The 22,122-nt window shown below is 46.9% G+C and carries 17 protein-coding genes; 10 read left to right on the top strand and 7 right to left on the bottom strand.

Annotated elements, in window-relative coordinates; translation table 11 throughout:
• Window positions 1-70: 70 nt before the first annotated feature.
• Complete coding sequence (locus ACMXI2_RS11955; protein ID WP_483781815.1) at window positions 71-1,282, top strand: serine hydrolase domain-containing protein; 1,212 nt, start codon at window positions 71-73, stop codon at window positions 1,280-1,282.
• Window positions 1,283-1,358: 76 nt separating this feature from the next.
• Here the strand turns inward: ACMXI2_RS11955 and ACMXI2_RS11950 are convergent, their stop codons facing one another.
• Window positions 1,359-2,336 (bottom strand): cation diffusion facilitator family transporter, encoded by a 978-nt coding sequence (locus tag ACMXI2_RS11950; RefSeq protein WP_483781814.1) that lies wholly within the window; start codon window positions 2,334-2,336, stop codon window positions 1,359-1,361.
• 184 nt (window positions 2,337-2,520) lie between these two features.
• Here ACMXI2_RS11950 and ACMXI2_RS11945 point away from each other — a divergent pair, with 184 nt between their 5' ends.
• On the top strand, window positions 2,521-3,111 hold the full coding sequence (locus tag ACMXI2_RS11945) for an HD domain-containing protein (RefSeq protein ID WP_483781813.1): 591 nt from the start codon (window positions 2,521-2,523) through the stop codon (window positions 3,109-3,111).
• A gap of 84 nt (window positions 3,112-3,195) precedes the next feature.
• Here ACMXI2_RS11945 and infC read toward each other — a convergent pair whose 3' ends face one another.
• Window positions 3,196-3,894 (bottom strand): translation initiation factor IF-3, encoded by a 699-nt coding sequence (gene infC, locus ACMXI2_RS11940; RefSeq protein ID WP_483781812.1) that lies wholly within the window; start codon window positions 3,892-3,894, stop codon window positions 3,196-3,198.
• Window positions 3,895-4,064: 170 nt separating this feature from the next.
• Complete coding sequence (gene thrS, locus ACMXI2_RS11935) at window positions 4,065-6,005, bottom strand: threonine--tRNA ligase (protein WP_483781811.1); 1,941 nt, start codon at window positions 6,003-6,005, stop codon at window positions 4,065-4,067.
• A gap of 631 nt (window positions 6,006-6,636) precedes the next feature.
• Between thrS and ACMXI2_RS11930 the strand changes: the two genes are divergently transcribed.
• A complete protein-coding gene (locus ACMXI2_RS11930) occupies window positions 6,637-7,173 on the top strand; it encodes a hypothetical protein (RefSeq protein WP_483781810.1) in 537 nt (178 codons plus the stop codon).
• A 78-nt stretch (window positions 7,174-7,251) separates the two neighbouring features.
• On the opposite strand, the gene ACMXI2_RS11925 is transcribed toward ACMXI2_RS11930, so the two are convergent.
• Window positions 7,252-9,615 (bottom strand): TonB-dependent receptor, encoded by a 2,364-nt coding sequence (locus ACMXI2_RS11925; RefSeq protein WP_483781809.1) that lies wholly within the window; start codon window positions 9,613-9,615, stop codon window positions 7,252-7,254.
• A 69-nt stretch (window positions 9,616-9,684) separates the two neighbouring features.
• Window positions 9,685-10,275: a DUF3347 domain-containing protein gene (locus ACMXI2_RS11920; RefSeq protein ID WP_483781808.1), complete on the bottom strand. Its 591-nt coding sequence runs from the start codon at window positions 10,273-10,275 to the stop codon at window positions 9,685-9,687.
• A gap of 129 nt (window positions 10,276-10,404) precedes the next feature.
• Here ACMXI2_RS11920 and ACMXI2_RS11915 point away from each other — a divergent pair, with 129 nt between their 5' ends.
• The 7 genes from ACMXI2_RS11915 to ACMXI2_RS11885 all read left to right on the top strand — a co-directional run bounded on the left by ACMXI2_RS11915 (window position 10,405) and on the right by ACMXI2_RS11885 (window position 20,401).
• Window positions 10,405-12,372, top strand: a complete 1,968-nt coding sequence (locus ACMXI2_RS11915; protein WP_483781807.1) for an ABC-F family ATP-binding cassette domain-containing protein — start codon at window positions 10,405-10,407, stop codon at window positions 12,370-12,372.
• A 59-nt stretch (window positions 12,373-12,431) separates the two neighbouring features.
• Complete coding sequence (locus tag ACMXI2_RS11910) at window positions 12,432-13,118, top strand: response regulator (RefSeq protein WP_079467387.1); 687 nt, start codon at window positions 12,432-12,434, stop codon at window positions 13,116-13,118.
• A 9-nt stretch (window positions 13,119-13,127) separates the two neighbouring features.
• A complete protein-coding gene (locus ACMXI2_RS11905) occupies window positions 13,128-14,498 on the top strand; it encodes a HAMP domain-containing sensor histidine kinase (protein ID WP_483781806.1) in 1,371 nt (456 codons plus the stop codon).
• A gap of 82 nt (window positions 14,499-14,580) precedes the next feature.
• Window positions 14,581-15,858, top strand: a complete 1,278-nt coding sequence (locus tag ACMXI2_RS11900; protein ID WP_483781805.1) for a TolC family protein — start codon at window positions 14,581-14,583, stop codon at window positions 15,856-15,858.
• A gap of 4 nt (window positions 15,859-15,862) precedes the next feature.
• Entirely contained in the window at window positions 15,863-16,954 is a 1,092-nt protein-coding gene (locus ACMXI2_RS11895) for an efflux RND transporter periplasmic adaptor subunit (protein WP_483781804.1), read from the top strand.
• A 90-nt stretch (window positions 16,955-17,044) separates the two neighbouring features.
• Window positions 17,045-17,290 carry a carbohydrate porin gene (locus ACMXI2_RS11890; protein ID WP_483781803.1) on the top strand — a complete coding sequence of 82 codons (246 nt, stop codon included), beginning with the start codon at window positions 17,045-17,047 and terminating at the stop codon, window positions 17,288-17,290.
• Between the two features lie 12 nt (window positions 17,291-17,302).
• Entirely contained in the window at window positions 17,303-20,401 is a 3,099-nt protein-coding gene (locus ACMXI2_RS11885) for an efflux RND transporter permease subunit (RefSeq protein ID WP_483781802.1), read from the top strand.
• A 189-nt stretch (window positions 20,402-20,590) separates the two neighbouring features.
• Here ACMXI2_RS11885 and trhO read toward each other — a convergent pair whose 3' ends face one another.
• Both trhO and ACMXI2_RS11875 read right to left on the bottom strand, forming a co-directional pair.
• Window positions 20,591-21,607, bottom strand: coding sequence for an oxygen-dependent tRNA uridine(34) hydroxylase TrhO (gene trhO / locus ACMXI2_RS11880; protein WP_336388620.1), 1,017 nt, complete (start codon window positions 21,605-21,607; stop codon window positions 20,591-20,593).
• Window positions 21,608-21,720: 113 nt separating this feature from the next.
• Window positions 21,721-21,927 carry a hypothetical protein gene (locus ACMXI2_RS11875; RefSeq protein ID WP_483781801.1) on the bottom strand — a complete coding sequence of 69 codons (207 nt, stop codon included), beginning with the start codon at window positions 21,925-21,927 and terminating at the stop codon, window positions 21,721-21,723.
• Between the last annotated feature and the right edge of the window lie 195 nt (window positions 21,928-22,122).

Below are 22,122 nucleotides of genomic sequence, written 5' to 3'. Positions count from 1 at the left end.
TGAGTCTAAATTTAGCGCTTTGTATTTTTGGGTCGGAAATTGAATTAAGAAAGTAGTCACAACTCCTCTAATGAAGCGATTGAAAGCATTAAGTATTATCTTAACCATATCGGGAATTGCAATTATCTCCAGCTGTCAGAGCAATGCAGCAAGAAGGGAAGAAAGTAAAAAGAAAGCAGCAGCAGATTCAGTACGCTTTACTATGGGACTATCAGCTTCGGAAAAAGAAGCTATCCTTAAATCACCGCGTACGAAGCAAATGCAACAGGAACTGGAAGCATTTTACAACGGGAAGCTGCTACGCAGCGGCTTTAACGGCGCCATCATAGTGGCAAGGAAAGGGGTGGTTATCTTTGAAAAATATCATGGATATGAAAACTCCCGGACTAAAACACCGGTGATAGACAGTTCTTCTTTTCAGCTGGCTTCTGTAACAAAAACCTTTACCGGCGCAGCAGTGATGTGGCTGGTACAAAATGAGAAGCTGAGCCTGGAAGATTCCCTGCAAAAATTCTTTCCCGGATTTCCTTATAAAGGAATCAATGTCCGTATGCTCCTGAACCACCGGAGCGGCCTGCCCAACTATCTTTACTTCTGCGATAGTTTATGGAAAGAGGAAGCCAACTTTATTACCAACGGCGAGGTGATCAAATTAATGGAACAACATAAGCCCGCCATGCAGCATTTGCCGGGTACACATTTCCAGTATTGCAACACCAACTATCTCCTCCTTGCTTCCATTATTGAAAAGGTAAGCGGACAAAGATATGCCGACTTCATGCAGCAAACCATTTTCGGGCCGCTGCATATGACCAGTACTTTTGTATACGACCCCTCCTCTGCTGTGCGCGCGCATCAAACCCATAGCCATAAATATAACGGACAGTTTGAACCGGATACTTATTTCGACGGCGTAATGGGTGATAAGGGCATTTACAGCAGCGCCCAGGATATGCTCAAATGGGACCAGGCGCTTTATTCCGGCCAGTTCCTGAACGAAACTACCTTAAAGGCCGCCTACACTCCTTACAGCAATGAGAAACCCGGTGTCCGCAATTACGGACTGGGATGGCGACTCATGGTATATCCCGACAGCACAAAAAATATCATTTATCACAACGGCTGGTGGCATGGTAATAATACGGTGTTCTACCGTTTCATACAGGACTCTACCACCCTTGTTATCCTGGGAAACAAATACAACCGCGGTATTTACCAGGCAGTAAAACCTATACGTGATATCATTGGTCACGGTGATGGTGAAGAAGCGGGAGAAGAATAAACAATTAAACATCTTACTATAAAAAAACCAGCATAGCTTGTATCAGTTATGCTGGTTTTTTTAGCAAGATATATTACTATCCATGTTTCCTGTTGGGTAGTACGTTATCACGGGTCCATATTATTTCGCCGGTAAATGCATGGCTCCGGACCCGGCATCCTCCTTTCAGGCAGTAGTGGCAACAGGAAGGAATACAGGGATCCATATGAATAAAAAACTCCACCTCGCTACCGGCAAACCCTTCATTCACGAGCTTTTCAATCTTCTTCATTTCATCATGCGCATCATTCAGCTCCAGGTAGTAAGGCATCGTTACATGGCAATCAATATGATAATTATTACCATACTGCTGTACACGCATATTATGAATATCAATCCAGTTCTCCCTGCGGTGGGCTGATAAAATAGTGATCACCTTGTCCACTATTTTCATATCCGTTTCATCCATTAACCCGGAAATAGAACGGCGCAGCAACTGGTATCCCTTAGCGAGGATCAACCCGCCCATCACCAATGATACCATAGGATCCAGCCAGGTCCAGCCGGTGAAATGAATTACGATCAGTGCTGCAATCAACCCGGCGCTGCTGTATACATCGGTCATGATATGCTGCCCGTTTCCCGAAATAGTAATAGAAGAAAGCTGCTTGCCGGAGCGCACCAGGTACAGTCCCAGCAGCAGGTTGGCAACAGTGGTAGCGCCTATTACCCATAAACCGTTTTCTATCCGGTGCAGTTCGCGTGGCAGGATAAAATACTGGAACGTTTTCACGAGGATCAACACGCCGGCGATAAAGATCATAGCGCCTTCAAAGCCGATCGAAAAGAACTCCACTTTGCCATGCCCGTAAGGATGATTGGCATCTTTCGGCTTACTGGCGAGGTAAATACTGTAGCAGGCAAAACCACCTGCCACCACGTTAATAATGGATTCCAGGGCATCAGAAAGGATGGCCACAGAATGGGTCATAAAGTACGCCGAGAATTTCGCGACCGTTAGAATAAAGCTAACAATCAGCGACACCAGTATGACGCGCAGTTCTTTTTTTAGCAAAGGTTCAGTTTTGTGTAATCGTAAAGGGCAAAGGTAAAGGATTATTGGCGTTTGAAAATCACTCCGGGTATTAATAAAAACATAACATAAGGCATGCTGATAAAGCAGTTGCAGCTATTACATTTGCGATAATGCCACGGCATACTATGAAAAAAACTGTACTAACCCTTATAAACGTACGAAAATGACCGGTAGTGAATTACATGCCCAATCTGTGATCAATAAAATTTTCGATCTGTACCATGCATATGGCCACCAGGAATATGGCGAGCAGGTAACGATGCTGATGCATATGATGCAGGCAGCGCTGATAGCAGAAAGCACCGGCTTTGACGATGAAATGATCATTGCCGCGTTCCTGCACGATATTGGTCACTTTTTTGAAAATGCCCCCCAGATGGGCGGTCTTGGTACCCGTGCACACGATGACCTGGGCAGCGCTTTCCTCCTGGAATGCGGCTTTCCGGAACGTATGGCGCAACTGGTGGGCAGCCATGTTGCAGCAAAGCGCTATCTTACCTGGTCCGACAGCGCCTATTACGACACTCTCTCCGAAGCCAGCAAGCAAACCCTGGAATACCAGGGTGGCCCCATGAACGAAGAAGAGGCGCTGGCATTCCGCAACGATCCTTTATTTCATCAATACATCCAGATCAGGATCTGGGATGATATGGGCAAGGAAGCGGATATGCCGGTAAATCCCCGAGACGTAGAGCGGATGCGCGAAAAAACGCTTGCCTACCTGTTGGCAAACAGCCCTTCTGATAATAATTAGCCTGGGTTACACGCTAAAAGCAAAAGCAGCGCAACAAGGTATGATACCCTGCTGTGCTGCTTTTTAATGTGATATAACCATCGGCTATGCGTTCGCATCTCCTGCTGCGTCAGCGGCTGGAGGCGTAACGGGCGCCTTTGCTTCTTTCGGTTCTCTTGGCTCCCTCGGTTCTCTTGGTTCCTTAGGTTCTTTTTCCTTCTTTTTCGCTGCTTTAGGGGCAAAGATGGCGATCATACGCTTACCTTCCATAGTAGGCATACTTTCCAGACCACCTACTTCTGCCAGCCTTTCAGCAAACTTCAGGAGAATCAATTCACCACGTTCCTTAAACATGATGGCACGTCCTTTAAACTGTACATAGGTTTTTACCTTGTTACCGTCTTTCAGGAAGCTTTCAGCATGTTTCGCTTTAAAATCGAAGTCATGGTCGTCGGTGTTAGGCGTAAAGCGAATTTCCTTCACTTCACTTTTGTGCGCCTTCGCCTTCATTTCCTTTTCCTTCTTTTTCTTTTCGTAGAGGAATTTATTGTAGTCGATGATACGACAAACGGGAGGCACAGCATTCGGGGAAATCTCCACCAGGTCTAAACCCTGTTCCTCAGCCATACGCAGTGCATCCTCTGTTTTGTAGACACCTACCTCAATATTTTCACCTACAAGTCGTACCTCAGGAACGCGTATCATCCTGTTGGTGCGATGTTCTTGTTGTTGTTCCCTGCGGAAGTTGGGGTTTCTTCCCCGGTTGTTGCCGCCAAAACTGCTTGGTCTGGGTCTTTGTTGCATTAAGAAAAATAAAATTAATTAATTAATTGTCCATTTAGTCCGTGGTCCACATATCGTCCAGGGACCAAAAACAATCTTTACAAAAATACGGGGAAAATTACAGCAATTAACATACCTCAATCGAGTAATGTTCATTGTTTTATATACCTTTTTTCCACATTTATGCGATGTTACTCAATTGGCTTCCGGTTTGCTACCTCTTCGTTTATCATGGCGGTAAACTGCCCGAGTTGCATAGTTCCCAAATCACCTTTTGACTGACGACGAACGGCTACTACATCATCGGCTGCTTCTTTTTCACCGAGTACGAGCATGTACGGAATCTTTGCCAGCTCTGCTTCCCGGATCTTCTTGCCTATTTTTTCGCTTCTGTCATCTATTTCAGCGCGAATTTCCGCTTTTTTTAGCAATTCTGCTACTTTTTCTGCATACGCCTGGCTTTTATCACTGATAGGCAGGATCTTCACCTGTGTTGGCGCTAACCACAACGGGAATTTACCGGCGCAGTGTTCGATCAGTACCGCAATAAAGCGCTCCAGTGAACCAAATGGCGCACGATGGATCATTACCGGGCGGTGTTTCTGGTTATCAGCCCCGATGTACTCCAGTTCAAAGCGTTCCGGCAGGTTATAATCCACCTGGATGGTTCCAAGCTGCCATTTGCGGCCCAGCGCGTCCTTCACCATAAAGTCGAGCTTAGGACCATAGAAAGCCGCTTCGCCATATTCCACTACGGTGCTAAGACCCTTTTCTGCCGCAGATTCAATAATGGCCTGTTCCGCCAGATCCCAGTTTTCATCGGTTCCGATGTACTTGCTGCGATCGTCTTTATCGCGCAGCGAGATCTGGGCAGTGAAATCCGTAAAGCTAAGGCTGTTGAATACATACATCACCAGGTCTATCACTTTCTGGAATTCTTCTTTCACCTGGTCGGGGCGGCAAAACAGATGCGCATCATCCTGGGTAAACCCTCTTACACGGGTAAGACCATGCAGTTCACCATGTTGCTCATAACGGTATACGGTACCGAATTCGGCAAAACGCACGGGTAAGTCTTTGTACGACTTTGGCGATACCTTATACAGTTCGCAGTGATGCGGGCAGTTCATGGGTTTCAGCATAAACTCCTCACCTTCTTCCGGTGTATGGATTGGCTGAAAACTGTCTTTACCATATTTTTCGTAGTGGCCTGAAGTCACGTACAGGTTTTTATTCCCGATATGCGGTGTTACTACCGGCAGGTAACCGCTGGCCAGCTGGGCTTCCTGGAGGAAACGCTGCAGGCGTTCGCGCAACATGGCGCCTTTGGGTAACCACATCGGTAAACCCAAACCTACTTTTTCAGAGAAGGCAAACAATTCCAGTTCCTTACCCAGTTTACGGTGATCACGTTTCTTGGCTTCCTCTATCAGGGCCAGGTATTCATCCAGCTCTTTCTGATTGGGGAAGGTGATGCCATAGATGCGGGTGAGCATCTTATTTTTTTCACTGCCGCGCCAGTAAGCGCCTGCAATGCTGGTAAGCTTGATAGATTTGATAAAGCCGGTATTCGGAATGTGCGGTCCGCGGCAAAGATCTGTGAATCCGCCCTGGGTATAGAAAGTGATGCTTCCATCAGGTAGTTCATTGATCGTTTCTATTTTATACGGATCGCCTTTTTCAGTAAAGTAAGTCAGCGCATCTGCCTTACTTACGTCTTTGCGCACGTATTCGCTGTTATGTTTAGACAACTCCACCATTTTAGCTTCGATCGCTTTCAGGTCTTCTTCAGAAATCGTGCGGTCGCCCAAATCAATATCGTAATAGAATCCGTTTTCAATTGAAGGGCCATAGCCGAGTTTTACGCCGGGGTACAGGGCTTCCAGTGCTTCGGCCATCAGATGCGCCGAGGAATGCCACATTGTTGCTTTACCATCCTTATCCACCCACGTCAGCAGCTGCAGCGTGCTATCCGTCAAAATCGGGCGTGTAGCATCCACTACCTGCCCGTTAACATTTGCTGCCAATACTTTGCGTGCCAATCCTTCGCTGATGGATTTGGCAATGTCCAATGCAGTTACTCCTGGTTCATACTGACGAACTGCGCCATCCGGAAAAGTGATATTTATCATACGTTTTGCTGTTAGCGCCATACTTTTTCATATGGGCTATATTTCCTTTATAAAATGTTTGCGAAGTTAAGAAATAGTTTGTTAGCATTTAGATAACCATGTCCTTGAACTTAAGGATTTTAAAAATAAATATTTATACAGCGGTGTGAATACAGTTGAATTATACATTTATAATTATAAACCATTACAATAAGGGCACTATTACTTTCCACCCGGGTCAATTTCCAGGCATCCGTCCTTATAGGATAACCCATAGATAAGCCATAGTTAAGTCATAGTTAAGCCGTATATAAGTCATATCTATAAGATACAGCTTAACTATGGCTTATCATTGTCTTTACTACAGGTATAATATAAGATATGTAAATATCTCCCCTGCATAGGACTGCTCCCGTAGTCGGATAGCATCTGCAAAATCATCCGGCACGCAAGATTCAATAAGGTATGGGAGCGCTATCCAGGTAATAATCCAGGCGCTGTTCTTAGTTCATTTACTTCAAAATATCATTCGTATTTAATAAATAATAACGGGAAGCTGCATTTGATATATTTAAAAGAAATATCTGTAATAATTGCGATATCGGAATAAAGAATAAATTAGTTTTAATCCTGTAATATAAAACCATTACATATGACAATCGGGAACTTAAAATTGTATGACATCTTCCGCAAGGATTTGCATTTGTCGGACGACAAAGCCCTGGAAGTTGTAAACGCGCTGGATGATCATTATGAGAAGAAATCATCCGCGAAAATTGAGCAACTGGCTGATAAAGGCGAGTTATTGGCCGTTAAAAACGAACTAAAGCAGGATATCCACACGCTTGCCTCCCGGATGGATATGATGGCTACCCGAGAGGAGCTATCCGCTGTTAAAAATGAACTTAAGCAGGATATCCACACGCTTGCTACCCGCATGGATCTGATGGCCACTAAAGACGAGCTGTCGGCTGTTAAAACAGGGTTAACGCTGGATATCCAGAGGGTCAAATCAGAACTAACGCTGGATATTCAAAAGGTTAAATCGGAGCTATCCGGCACTATCCAGGACGTCAAAGTAGAACTGATCAACACCATTCACAAATCAGTACACTATGCCGCCATTGCGCAGTTCATTGCTATAGTGGCGGCTCTGGTAGGAATCATCAGGTACTGCTTAGTGAGATAATGCCCCTACTATCACCCCATTTGTATGTACTATCCCCTCTTTTGAATTTACCGTACTATCACCCCTTTGAATTCCGGATCAGAACCTGAAATTATATGTCACAGACGGTAACACCGGAAACAACGATACCTGCTTCGCACTTACCTTCAACGTGCCATCTACGGCGCTCCCCTCCTGGTCAAAGTAAATGAAATAAGGATTTTTCCTGCTGTAAACATTATATACAGAGAATGTCCAGCTGCCTTTAACGCGCTTATTGGGCCTTTTAGGCGCCGGTGTATATATGGCCGACAGGTCCAGCCGGTGATAGGCATCCAGCCTGTAGGAGTTGATGCTGCCGTAACCTTGTACCAGCGTACCTTCTATAAAATAGAACTTTTCCGGTAACGTAGTGGTATTACCGCTGCCGTAAATAAACACAGCCGACACGGTCCACCGTTTACTCAGGTCGTAGGTGCCTACCAGCGACAAATCATGCCGGCGATCGTACTTCGCGGGATAACGGTTGCCATCATTCAGCGCGGGAAATTGCCGCCACGTCCAGGCCAGTGTATAGCCCAGCCAGCCGGTAAACCGCCCCTTCTTTTTGTTTACAAATAATTCCACTCCGTAAGCCTCCCCCTTTCCAAAAACGAAGTCCAGTTCCGGATCATTCAATGAAGGTGTATACCCTTCCCGGTATTCAATCTGGTTTTGCAGGCTCTTGTAATATATCTCTGCAGACGCTTCATACATGTTGTTATTGAAGTTGCGGAAGTAGCCGGCGGAATATTGCCAGGAAATCTGCGGCTGCACCAGGTAGGTGCTGGGCACCCAAACATCTGTTGGCAAAGTAGTTCCTGCGTTGGATACGAGGTGAATAAACTGGTAGTTACGGGTGGCAGAAGCTTTTACGGAGCTTTCCTCGTTCCACGACCATCGCAGGATAACCCGCGGCTCAAAGCCACCATGACGGGATATCGGCTGCCAGCGCCGGTACACGATGCTGTCGGTTTTATTCCCTGCTGCATCACGGGTGTAGCGGGTATAGGGGCCTATCTGCATAAAACCGCTGTAACGCACGCCCACGTTCAGCTGCAGCCGGGGAGATATTTCCCAGTCGTCCATCAGGTACAACGCCACTTCATGGGCATATTTCTTAAACACGTTCTCCGGGGAGAACCTGGTGGAATCCTGCTCCCCGCTGATGGTAGACGGCGTAAAAGTGTGATAGATATAGTTGCCGCCAAAACGGATATGATGCTTCACATGCGCATAGTAGTCGAAATCTGTTTTCAGGTTCATATCACTGATGCCGGAAGACAGCCTGATATCAAAATTATTCTGCAGGGCGCTGAACTGAAATTTATAGTCGTTGTAGATGAGGGAGGTGTTGGCAAACAACTTCTGACTGAATACATGATTCCACCGCAAAGTAGCCGTGGTATTGCCCCAGGGGATCTTTACATCAAACGAACGGTCCTGGTTATTAAAGCTGAATACATCTTTTCCAAGATAACCGCTCAGGTAAATACGGTCTTTATCTGAAATGGCGTAGTTCATCTTTACATTCAGGTCGTAGAAGTAATAACCCGAACCCTTATACGAAGTATTATTAATGAATGGTTTTGTGACCAGGTCGATATAAGTGCGGCGGCCGCTGACAATAAAAGAGGCTTTATCTTTTTTTAGCGGTCCCTGGAAAGACAACCGGGAAGAAATCAGCCCGATTCCCCCTTCTCCCTGGAAGTTTTTATTATTCCCTTCCTTCATGGCGATATCCGCCACAGAGGATAACCGACCGCCGTAATTGGCTGGCATACCGCCTTTGATGAGCGTGGTGCTCCGGATAGCATCTGCATTGAACACGGAGAAAAAGCCAAAGAGATGGCCCGTATTATACACCGGTGCTTCATCGAGCAGGATAAGATTTTGATCGGCTCCGCCACCGCGCACATAAAAACCGGCATTGCCTTCTCCGGCGGCCTGTACGCCCGGCATGAGCTGCAGGGCTTTGAGCACATCCACCTCTCCCATTAATGCGGGCAATTTCTTTATCTGTACCGCCGTTAACTCCGCCTTGCCCATGTCGGTACTTTTTACATTGGCATCTTTTCTTTTGTCGGTGATCACCACTTCCCTTGCCTGGTACGAACGTGGGTACAGTTGCAGGTGCTGGGTGGTATTCCCATCCAGGGTAAGCGCTACTGCTTTGGATTCATAGCCCAGAAAAGAATACAGCAGGATGTAGTTGCCGGCCGGCAGTGTAATAGAATAAAATCCGTAGTTGTTGGTATGTACTCCGTTTGTGGAATGCAGCACCTGCACGGTGGCGCCGGGAAGCGATTCACCATTGGTACTGTCTTTAATAAAACCGCTTACGGTAAATTGCTGTCCCGCTGTTTCATGGAAGAAACATAGCAAAAAGAAGAACAATAAAAAGGGACTATATCGTGTGAACATACCGTAAATCATGAGCAGCAAATGCAAAAGTAATTTACGATTTACTGCGCACGATCCAACGATTACTTATTATTTATAGCTCAGGCTATCTTTGGTTTCACCGCAGGTGAGCATCTTATGACCAAAGTAAGGATTCTGTATGTCTGCTTTGTCGCTGAGCCAGTAAGCGCCTTTGTCATCAAATGCCATCGGGCAATACTGGTGATAAATAGTATGACCTTTCAGGCCCGTATTCTTCACGAGGTCGAACAGCATATCGGATACCATCTGGAAAGCCGCTCTTTTACCTTCGAGCTGAGTTTCCCCTGCCAGCCCGGCTAATTCGGCGCTTACGCTGCCGGTGATGCCGGTAATATTGGCCAGGTGGCTGCTATCCATCTGTAAGAGGTTCACCGGGAGACTATCCACATGCCCTTTGAGCGCCGCAGCAGCAGTGTTGGCGGCAATGCTGTCCGCCTGTACCAGCGCATCCGAAAGTTGATAATACGATTGCATAGCGGCGCCGAGTGAGTCATAAAACACCTGGCTGTATGGCGCCTGTAATGCGGTGGAAGCGCCTGCCGCCGCTTCTTCCTCCTTTGGGGCGGCCTGCTGGTTGCAGGCAAACAGCGCCGCACTGAGCATTAATAAGCCAACCGGAACGCATACTTTAAAATTCATAATCTTACACTTTGTAACAAAACTAAATAAAATGACCGGATTGTTTCTTAGGAGTACTGAATTTGAGTAGGTTAAAGTCCGCATTTTTCCTTAACTTTGCACGTTTTTTATCCAATTTTTCTATTTTTTATGTTGATCGCATTACAGGACATTACATTTGAGTTTGGGTCCAGGGTTATCCTGGAAGATTCCTCGTGGCATATAGAACCGGGCGACCGTGTGGGGCTTATCGGGTTGAATGGTACCGGCAAATCTACCCTGTTGCGCATTATCAATGGGGAATATTCCATTTCCAAAGGAAGTGTTAATAAAAGTAAAAGTCTGACGATTGGCTTCTTTAACCAGGACCTGCTCAGCTTTGAAACTGATGAGTCTATCCTTACCGTAGGCATGATGGCCTTTGGCAAAGCATTGGAGCTGGAGAAAGACATTGAGCGTATTACCCGGGAGCTGGAAGACAGCCAGACAGAAGAACTGTTGCATGAATTCAGCGATAAACTGCATGAATTTGAAGCGCTCGACGGCTACAACATGAAACACAAAACGGCGCAGGTGCTGGAAGGTCTTGGCTTTACCACCTCCGACCTGGAACGGCCATACAGCCAGTTCTCCGGTGGATGGCGCATGCGTGTGCTCCTGGCTCGTCTTATCCTGCAGCAGCCGGATGTGCTGATGCTCGATGAGCCCACGAACCACCTGGATCTTCCCTCCATCGAATGGCTGGAAAGATACCTGGTAGGTTACAACGGCGCCGTGATCATTGTATCGCATGACCGTTTCTTCCTGGACCGTATGGTGAACAAGATCGTGGAAGTATACCAGCAGCAGCTGCACCACTACGCCGGTTCTTATGCCGACTATGAAGTGGAAAAGGAACTGCGCCGCGAAATGCAGCAACGTGCTTACGAAAACCAGCAGGACTATATCCGCCAGCAGGAACGCTTTATTGAGCGCTTTAAAGCCAAAGCGTCCAAAGCTGCCCAGGCGCAGAGTATCGCCAAAAGGCTCGATAAACTGGAGCGTGTGGAACAAACCGATAACGGCCCGTCTAAAATCAAAATAAACTTCACCGTAGATAAAACGCCAGGCAAGATCTTATGTACCCTGAATAACATCAGTAAAAGCTTCGGCAAGATAGAGATCTTAAAAAATACCAGCGCTGAAATCAACCGTGGTGATAAAATAGCCTTAATCGGCGCCAATGGTAAGGGTAAATCTACCCTCCTGCGCATCATCTTTGGTATGGAGCCGATGGAAGGTGAACGGGTACCCGGCCACAACGTGGTAACCAGCTTCTATGCACAGCATCAGCTGGAATCACTGGACATGAACAGCGAAATACTGGATGAACTGAAAAACTTTGGCAGCGGCCGCACAGAGCTGGAATTACGCCAGTTGTTAGGTTGCTTCCTTTTTACCGGCGATGATGTATTTAAAAAGATCAAGATCCTGTCCGGAGGTGAAAAGGCCCGTGTGGCGCTGGCAAAAACCATTATCAGCCAGGCCAACTTCCTGATGCTGGATGAGCCCACGAACCACCTGGACATGAACTCCGTGCAAATGCTGATAGACGCCCTCAACAAATACGACGGCAGCCTGGTACTGGTATCGCACGACCGTTACTTCGTAAGCCAGACAGCCAACAAGATCTGGGAAATCGTTGACGGCGAAATCAAGGAATTCAAAGGTACCTACAACGAATACGAAGAGTGGAAAAAAAGAATGGCTGCCCAGCAACAGCCCGGCAATGCCAAAGCCACTAACAATAACGCAGATACGAAAAAAGAAAGCCGCCAGCAAGCCTCCGCTCCTGCCGCAGATGCTGGCAAAGGCGCTATCAACAAAGACATACAGCGCGAACTGCAGAAACAACAAAAACAGTTTTCACAGGTAGAAGGCCAGGTGGCCAGCCTGAAGGAACGTAAGGCCGGCCTGGAAGCCAGCCTGGGTTCTCCTGAAATCTATAACGATAAAGCTAAATTTGCCCAGGTAGAAAACGAATACCAGGATGTTCAGAAATACCTGGACAGGGCCAATCAGCAATATGAGCAGTTATTTGAGAAAATAATGCAGCTGGAAGCGAACCTTATCAGTTAGTTATTCTGTTATACAGGTATCTTTCGGGATACCTGTATAACAATACTTAAACCCTTTCTATGCAAAAGATACTGGTTGTTGAAGACGAAGTTAAAGTAGCCAATGCCGTAAAGAAAGGGCTGGAAGAAAACGGTTTTGATGTGGATGTAGCCTACGACGGACGCATAGGAAAAGGATTGGCCACCAGCAACGATTACGACCTGGTGATCCTGGACCTGAACCTGCCCCACAACAACGGCTATGAGCTGTGCGAAGTGATCCGTCATAAAAACAACCGCGTTCCCGTGATCATGCTCACCGCACTCGGTGGCATGGAAGACAAAATGCAGGCTTTTGAGCTGGGCGCAGACGATTACCTCGTTAAGCCTTTCGACTTCCGTGAACTGCTGGCGCGTATCCGCGTATTCCTGAAAAGAGCCGGCTCTGACGCCACTCACGGTACCCAGTACAAAATCAGCATTGCCGACCTGGAAATAGACCGGGAGAAAAAAGACGTAACACGTGGCGGCAAAAAAATTGCCCTCACCGCCAAAGAATACCAGCTGCTGGAATTCCTGGCCATGCACAAAGGCAAGGTTATCTCCAAAATCACCATCGCTGAAAAAGTATGGGATATCGACTTCGATACCGGTACCAACGTGATTGAAGTGTATATGAACTTCCTCCGCAAAAAAATAGACAAGGATTTTGATCAGAAACTCCTGCACACCAAAACAGGTATGGGTTATTATCTTTCTGAAGAATAACACGCCCGGTTGAAAATCAAATATAAAATAGCGCTTTATTATACCCTCTCGGCCACCCTGATGCTCGTTGCATTTGCCGTGCTGGCCTATTATTTCTCTGCCAAATCACGGAAGGCGGAATACCTGGAAAGACTGGAATACCGCGCCCGTTCCATTGCCAATGTGATCATTGAAGACGGCAACGTAAAGGTAGACCTGCTGCGGAAACTGGACCGGACCACCTTCCAGGATCTTTATAAAGAAACCATCCTCGTATACAACCCCAATTACGACCTGCTGTACAGCAATCTGAAAGACACTACCATCCGCACGCATCCCAGTTTACTCGACTACATCAAAGAAAATAAACTGTACAGCTACGACAAAGGCGTTGGCGAAGTAGTAGGCGTTTATTATACAGAAGGCAATGTGTCTGTCATCGTAATTGTATCTTCCTTTGATAAATATGGTTTTCAAAACCTGCAGAACCTCAGCCAGATCCTGCTGCTGGAGCTGATTACCGCCGTGATAGTGCTGGTAGGCGTAGGTTACTTTTTTGCCCGGAAAATGGTACAGCCCATCGATCAGCTGGTACAACAGGTAGATAGTATCAACGCCAACAACATGCAGGATACGCAGGTAGCCGTGAAAGGAAAAGATGAAATAGCTAAGCTGGGCGCCAACTTTAACACCATGCTGCAACGCCTCAGTGAGTCGTTCCACCTGCAAAAAAGCTTTGTGAGCAATGCCTCCCATGAGCTGCGAACTCCCCTGGCCGCCATTATCAGCCAGTTACAGGTGGCATTATCCAAAGACCGCAGCAAAGAAGAATACCTGGTACTACTCACTTCCGTGCTGGAAGATGCAGAGAACCTCTCCGACCTTTCCAACGGCCTGCTGCAACTGGCCCAGTCCGAAATGCGGCAACAGGAATTTGTATTGGGTAATGTAAGGATCGATGAGTTACTGATGGAGATGACCACCCTGATCCGGCTGAAACAAAAAACCTCCAGCAAAGTAGAGATCCATTTTATGAAGGTGCCCGATAATGATTTGCTGGTAACCTGTTATGGAAACGAGAATTTGTTAAAGGTCCTTTTCCTGAACCTGATTGATAATGCGTGTAAGTTTTCTGAGAATAACACGGCGCATGTGTCGATAGACTTTTTCACCAAGCATATCCTTGTACAGATAAAAGATTCCGGCATCGGTATTCCACCGGACGACATTAACAAAATATTTGAGCCCTTTTACCGTGGCCAAAACGCCCTTCAGATCCGCGGTCATGGTCTGGGTTTATCTATCTGTAAAAAAATTGTGCAGATCCACAACGGCCATATTACTGTTACCTCCAACCCGGAAGGAGGCGCCACATTCTCCGTGATCCTCCCACATGTTTAAATTTCTTTTAAGTTTTTTTTAATCTTCCTTAAAGGCCGCTTTAATTCACCTTTGTGAGCTTTGTGCCATGAAATCTGGCATTATGCGAACTATCAGGATGCTGTTCCTAACAGCGTGTGTTTCCGGCCTGGGCTTTATTCAACATGCACAGGCGCAAATCACTTCTCAACCTGTCACCTTGCAGGCAGTTGAAGATTCATTTCTTACAAAAAACTATTTATTACTGGCGCAACGCTACCAGGTAGACGCTTCAAAAGCGCTGATCCGGCAGGCGAAGATGTGGAACAACCCCTCCTTCAGCACCGTACTGGGTTTTGGTAGCACCAATAATTTCAAACCGTTTAATGTAGGCGCCGGCGGCGAAACACAATACAACCTGGATCAGCTTATCCAGCTGGCAGGCAAACGCAATAAAACCATACAACTGGCCGCAGCTGCAGCTAAAATGAGCGAAGCCAACTTTGATGAACTGGTGCGCACCCTCCGCTTACAACTCCGGGAAAACTTCTACAATGTATACTACCAGCAACAGAGCGAAACCGTGTTGAAAGAACAGCTGGATAACCTGCAGAAAATTGTGGATGCATATGTAACGGCTGATAAGAAAGGAAGCGTGGCCCATGCAGATCTCGTAAGGTTGCAGGCATTACAGGTAGGCATTGAAAACGACTTTGCCGATCTGAAACAACAGGAATTGGAATCACAGAAAAACCTGCAACAGTTGTTACATACCAGCGTTTTTTATGAAGCCCGGCTGCAACCTGCGGACCTGGCTTCATATAACCTGGATAAAATCCAGCTGCAACCACTGCTCGACAGCGTAGCGCAGAACAGGCCGGATGTACGGATGGCCGACGTGCAGTTTCAGACCGCACAGCTGAACTACCGCCTCCAGAAATCAATGGCAGTACCGGATCTTCATGTAGGCGCTACCTACGATAAGCAAGGCAGTTACACGCCAAACTTCGTTGGCTTAACACTGGGCATTGACTTACCCACCTGGAACCGTAACCAGGGAAATATCCGCGCCGCACAGCTCCAGATAGGCGCAGAACAACAACAGCTATTGCAGCAACAATCCATCGCACAATCGGAAGTACTGAATGCTTATCAGCGGATATTGGCACTGGAAAAGCGTTACAAAGGGTTTGACCTGCATCAGTTCCAGGGAGAATTTGATACACTGATTGCGGAAGTGGCAAAGAATTTCAGCAAAGGAAATATCTCCCTTCTTCAGTTCATCGATTACTTCAACAGTTACAGCGATAACGCAAAAAATATCAACAAGTTTTTATCCAACCGGGTAAATGCCTACGAAGAACTCAACTATGCAACAGGACAAGAATTATTTAAAAATTAAGCGCATGAAACAGCCTTTCCTTTTTATTGGCTTTTCGCTGCTGGCAACTATTCTATGGAGTGGTTGTAAACACAGCCAGGCAGAAGATCAGGAGAAAACCACCTTTGTGCTCAGCGATACCATGCTGAAAAATATCCGTATCGATACCGCACATCTGCAACCGGTGGTGAATGAAGTTCGTTTATCCGGTAAGGTTACCCCCAACGGCGGGAAGGTATTGAAAGTATATCCGCTGGTGAGCGGGTATGTGGAAGATATCAAAGTACAGCTGGGCGACTATGTACAGAAAGGCCAGGTACTGGCTGTTATACACAGCGCCGAAATTGCTGATTACGAAAAGCAGCTGGCACAGGCTAAGTCGGACCGCAACGTGGCAGACAAAAACCTCAAAGTAGCCCAGGACCTGTTCGACAGTCGTTTGAACACCGATAAAGATGTGGTAAATGCCAAAGGAGAAGTACAAAAGTCTGACGCAGAAATTAACCGGCTCAACGACCTGTTTAAAATATACCGCAAAGGTAAAGGCGCTACCTACCTGGTAACCGCCCCTATTTCCGGTTATATTATTGAGAAGAATATCAATAATAACATGGAGATACGTACCGATAACAGCTCCAATATTTTCACGATCTCCGAGCTGGATGATGTGTGGGTGATGGCCAATGTTTTTGAAACAGATATCGCCCGTATCAAAGAAGGCTATGAAGCAGACGTGGTAACGGTAAGCTACCCTGATCAGCCCTTCCGCGGCAAAATCGACAAGATCTATAACTTCCTGGACCCCGCTACCAAAACGATGCAGGTAAGGATCAGCATCGATAATAAAAACATGCTGCTGAAACCGGAAATGTTTGCCACGGTATATGTAAAATACCAGGATAACGACCGGAAAATAGCCGTCCCTTCTGCGGCCGTCATCTTTGATAACAGCAAAAATTATGTGCTGGTATTTAAAGACAAATTTAATATAGCCGTACGCGAGGTAGAGGTAGATAAAACCGCCGGCGATATTACTTATATCTCCTCCGGCTTAGCAGCAGAAGAGAAAGTGATCTCCAAAAACCAATTGCTCATCTACGATGCACTTAAAGATTAAACGCACAATGAAGCAGTTGTTCTCCATAGGAATACTGGCACTGGGCAGTACCCGCCTGCTGGCACAGGAAAAGACAACGCCGGCGCAGCGTTGGTCGTAAACGGATTATCAGCAGAACACCGCAACTACCTGGCGGCAGGCGGTACAGGCTTCATGATCGGCGACGGCCAGCTGAACTACGCACCGGAAATGATTGCCGAAGTTTTCTATCAATGTAACATTACCAGGCTACATATAGCCTTAAGCCCTGACTACCAGTTTGTGATGCACCCTGCCTACAACAGGGACCGCGGACCGGTAAATATCATCGGGTTAAGGACCAGAGTGGCATTCTAAAGAACAGGACTTATGAATAAATTCATTAGAAATATTGTCGCTTTTTCGCTGAGGAACAAACTGTTTGTTTTTATCAGTGTGGCTACGCTGATCGCAGCAGGCATATTCTCATTTTTGCATACGCCCATTGAAGCCTTCCCCGACGTTACCAATACACAGATCGTGATTGTAACCAAATGGAACGGCCGCAGCGCGCAGGAAGTGGAACGTTTTGTAACGCTGCCCATAGAAGTATCTATGAATGCAGTACAAAAGAAAACCAGCGTGCGCTCTGTTACCATGTTCGGACTATCTGTAGTAAAGATCATGTTTGACGATGACGTGGAAGATTTCTTCGCCCGGCAACAGGTCAACAACATGCTGCAGAGTATTAGTCTGCCGGAGGGCGCCGGCCCCGAAGTACAGCCCCCTTACGGTCCTACCGGTGAGATATTCCGGTACTACCTGAAAAGCAGCAAACGCGACTCCCGCGATCTGCTCACCTGGCAAAACTGGGTGATAGACCGGCAGATCCGCAGCGTGCCCGGTGTAGCGGATGTAGTGGCCTTTGGCGGACAAGAAAAGATCTATGAGATTTCCGCTGACCCGGTACGACTTGCCAAATATGATATCACGCCGCTGGAATTATACCAGGCCGTTACCAAAAGTAATGTGAACGTAGGCGGTGATGTAATTGAAAAGAACGGACAGGCATACGTGGTGCGTGGTATCGGCCTGCTGAACAGTATCCCCGATATCAACAACATCATTGTTCAGAATATCAACGGTGTGCCCCTCCTGGTGAAAGACCTGGCTAACGTACACGAAGCCTCCGCCCCGCGTGTGGGCCAGGTAGGCATAGGCAGCAACGACGACCTGGTAGAAGGGATTGTGGTAATGCGTAAAGGGGAAAATCCCACAGAAGTACTCGCCCGCCTGAAAGAAAAACTGAAAGAGCTGAATGAAACCATTTTGCCCGATGATATTAAAATGGAAACGTTTTACGACCGTGATAACCTCATGGAGTTCTGCACCCATACGGTGATGCACAACCTCGCTGAAGGGATCATTTTTGTAACCGTGATCGTATTCCTGTTCATGGCCGACTGGCGCACCACCGTGATCGTGTCCATCATTATTCCGCTGGCCCTGTTGTTTGCCTTTATGTGCCTGCGTCTCAAAGGCATGAGCGCCAACCTGCTGTCGATGGGGGCGATCGACTTCGGTATCATCATAGACGGCGCCGTGGTGATGGTGGAGGGCATCTTCGTGATGCTGGACCATAAGGCCCACAAGTTCGGCATGGAGCGGTTCAATAAAATGGCGAAACTTGGCTGGATCAAGCAAACCGGTGGAGAACTGGCCAAAGCCATCTTCTTCTCTAAACTCATTATCATCATCTCCCTGATCCCCATATTTTCTTTCCAGAAAGTAGAAGGTAAAATGTTCTCGCCACTGGCCTGGACGCTGGGATTTGCTTTACTGGGCGCATTGCTGTTCACCTTAACACTGGTGCCTGTACTGTGTTCCATATTGCTCAACAAAAACGTAAAAGAGAAGAACAACCCGTTGGTAAATTTCTTTGACCGTTTTGTAATGAAAGGGTTTGGATGGACCTACCGGAATAAACGCCTGAGTCTTACGCTGGCACTGGCTTTCATGGTACTCACCTTTGTTTCCGCCAAATTCCTGGGAACGGAGTTCCTTCCGCAACTGAATGAAGGCTCCCTCTGGGTAACCACGGAACTGCCCATGAGTATGTCGCTTACAGAAAGCACCAAAATGGCGCATGATATCCGCCAGGACCTCGGTGGGTTCCCTGAAGTTAAAAGGGTATTATCACAGGTAGGCCGCTCCAATGATGGTACAGATCCCAACGGCTTCTACTTTGTACAATACCAGGTAGACCTGGCGCCGAAGGAGGAATGGAAACGCAGGATTACGCAGGATGAACTGATTTCCCAGATGGAACAACGCCTGAAGAAATACCCGGGTATCATCCTGAACTTCTCACAACCTATCAGCGACAACGTTTCTGAAGCAGTGGCCGGATTCAAGGCTGCCAACGGCGTAAAAATTTTTGGCGACGACCTCGTGAAGCTGGAATCGCTCTCACAGCAGGTAGTAGCGCAATTGAAAACCGTGCAGGGTATTAAGGATCTTGGCGTGATCCGGAATATTGGTCAGCCTGAAATGAGCATCAATCTCGACGACAACAAAATGGCCCAGTATGGCGTAGCCACCGGCGACGCGCAGGCGGTTATTGAAATGGCTATTGGTGGTAAAACCGCTACGCAGCTGTATGAAGGCGAGAAAAAATTTGATATCCGTATCCGTTATGATGAGAACTATCGTAAAACGGAAGATGACCTCGCCAACCTGATGGTGCCTACGATCAATAACAATAAAATACCGCTGAAAGAGATCGCAGAGATCAAAACCATTACCGGACCGGCTTTCATTTACCGCGACAGCAACAAACGTTTTATCGGCGTGAAATTCTCGGTTCGTGACCGCGATCTCGGCAGCACCATTGCTGAAGCGCAGGCGAAAATCAACCGGGTAGTGAAACTACCAAAAGGCTACAGCATTGGCTGGACGGGTGAATTTGAAAACCAGGTGCGCGCCACACAACGACTGGGACAGGTAGTGCCAATCAGTATCATTGCCATCTTCATGGTGTTATTTATTATGCTGGGCAGTGTAAAGGATGCAGGGCTGGTGTTAATGAACGTGCCGTTTGCGTTGATAGGTGGTATTCTGGCATTGCATGTAACCAATATGAATTTTGGTATCTCCGCCGGTGTGGGTTTCATTGCATTGTTTGGTATTTGTATTCAGAATGGGGTAATCCTTATTTCCGTATTCCATAAAAACCTGGAGGCAAAACTATCGTTGAATGAATCGATTAAACTGGGTGTGCAGAGCCGTATACGGCCGGTGGTGATGACTGCTATGATGGCCGCCATAGGCTTGATTCCGGCAGCTATCTCACATGGCATCGGGTCTGAAACACAGAAGCCGTTGGCCATCGTAGTAATTGGCGGGCTTATTACTGCCACAGTACTTACCCTGCTGGTGTTCCCGATCATTTTCTACGGTGCTTATAAAAATAAGAAGGATCAGATGTAATGGATTGAATGGCGTGTAGCCTTTCCCTTTAGTACGTTATAACGCGGAGGGCTATACGTTCACATTTTTAGTTCGCATATAGGTTGATAGAATGGTCATAGAAAAGAAAAGGCCGGAGTGATCCGGCCGGTTCAATTTTATGGTCAGCTACTCCGCCCTGCCGAGAAGAAACAACGCGGGGCGGATTTTTTATTCTATTTTTCTTCTCCTGGATTTGTTGAACATCAGTCCTTTTTCCACTCCCTTGCGCAGTTCCGCCTGTTGTTCCGGAGGTAATGCGTGGGTGGTTTGGCAGGATTCGCTGCAGCAGCCATCATACTTTTTTGCGCAGGATTCGCACTGGATAAACAGGAGGTGGCAGCCATCATTCAGACAGTTGGTATGTGTATCACAGGGCGCTCCGCACTGGTGGCAATGACTGATAATATCGTCGCTGATGCGTTCCCCCAGCCTGTCGTCGAATACAAAGTTTTTGCCTTTGAACTTAATGGGGAGTCCTTGCTGACGGGCTTTGTTGGTGTATTCAATGATACCGCCTTCGAGGTGGAATACATTTTTAAAACCGTTGTGCAACATGTAAGCCGATGCTTTTTCACAACGGATCCCCCCGGTGCAGTACATGATGATATTCTTGTCTTTTTTATCTGCAAGCATATCTACAGCCATTGGCAGCTGATCGCGGAAAGTATCTGAGGGCACTTCTATGGCGCCTTCAAAATGTCCGACTTCATACTCATAGTGGTTTCTCATGTCCACGATCACGGTATCCGGATCGGCGGTGAGTTCGTTGAAGGTGCCGGCATCCACGTAACGGCCACGGTTGGCCATGTCGAAGGTGGGATCTTCAATGCCGTCGGCCACGATCTTTTCGCGGACCTTGATTTTCAGCACAAAAAAGGATTTGCCGTCATCATCCACGGCGATGTTGAGCCGGATGCCATTGAGGAAGTCGATAGCATACAGTTGTTGCTTAAATGCCTCAAAGTGGTGCTCAGGAACGCTCACCTGGGCATTAATGCCTTCGTGGGCTACATAAATACGCCCGAAAGTGCCGAGTTGAAAAAGCGATTCGTACAGCTGATCACGGAATGCCTGTGGATCGGGGATTTTTGCGTACTGGTAGAAAGAAACAGTGACGCGTTTAAACGTTTCATTGGCCAGCCGTACTTTCAGTTCGGCGGCAGATACTCTGTTGTGTAATGCCATAATTGCTTGAAATTTTAAGGACGCCTGCGTCGCGAACAAAACTCCAATCAACCCTCTTTAATCGTAAAAGAACAATTGATTTAGGCCGCAAAGGTAGCAAAATTCACTGAATATCAATAGTGATAGGGGTCTGATTTCTTCCCCCACTGATAAAGAAGATGTAAGGAAAACCAGGCTATTGCGCTGATAATGAAGATATAACCAATAAAGCCGGGAGTTCTCAGTTCTGCCGCACCGGGCAGGTCATTTGTTTCCGTAATGTAGGCGGCCGCGACCAGGATAATTCCTGACAGCAGCGCAATGAGGGCGATTTTTCTCATACCGGATAGTTCAAAGGATGACACTTCGTTTTGGCACTAACATGTGAGCAAAATGTGCACTACGCTGGTCCAAAATATACTTACCTTACTAACGAATTAACTTAACCAAAAGTTCACCGGAGATCTAAAAAATATTTATTTTTTTATAATTATTTGATAATTATTGTATATATCTTTGCGGATACGTTACAACCC

The organism is Chitinophaga sp. G7 BAM 1005, assembly GCF_057126945.1.
This window is presented reverse-complemented; position numbering and strand designations above follow the sequence as displayed.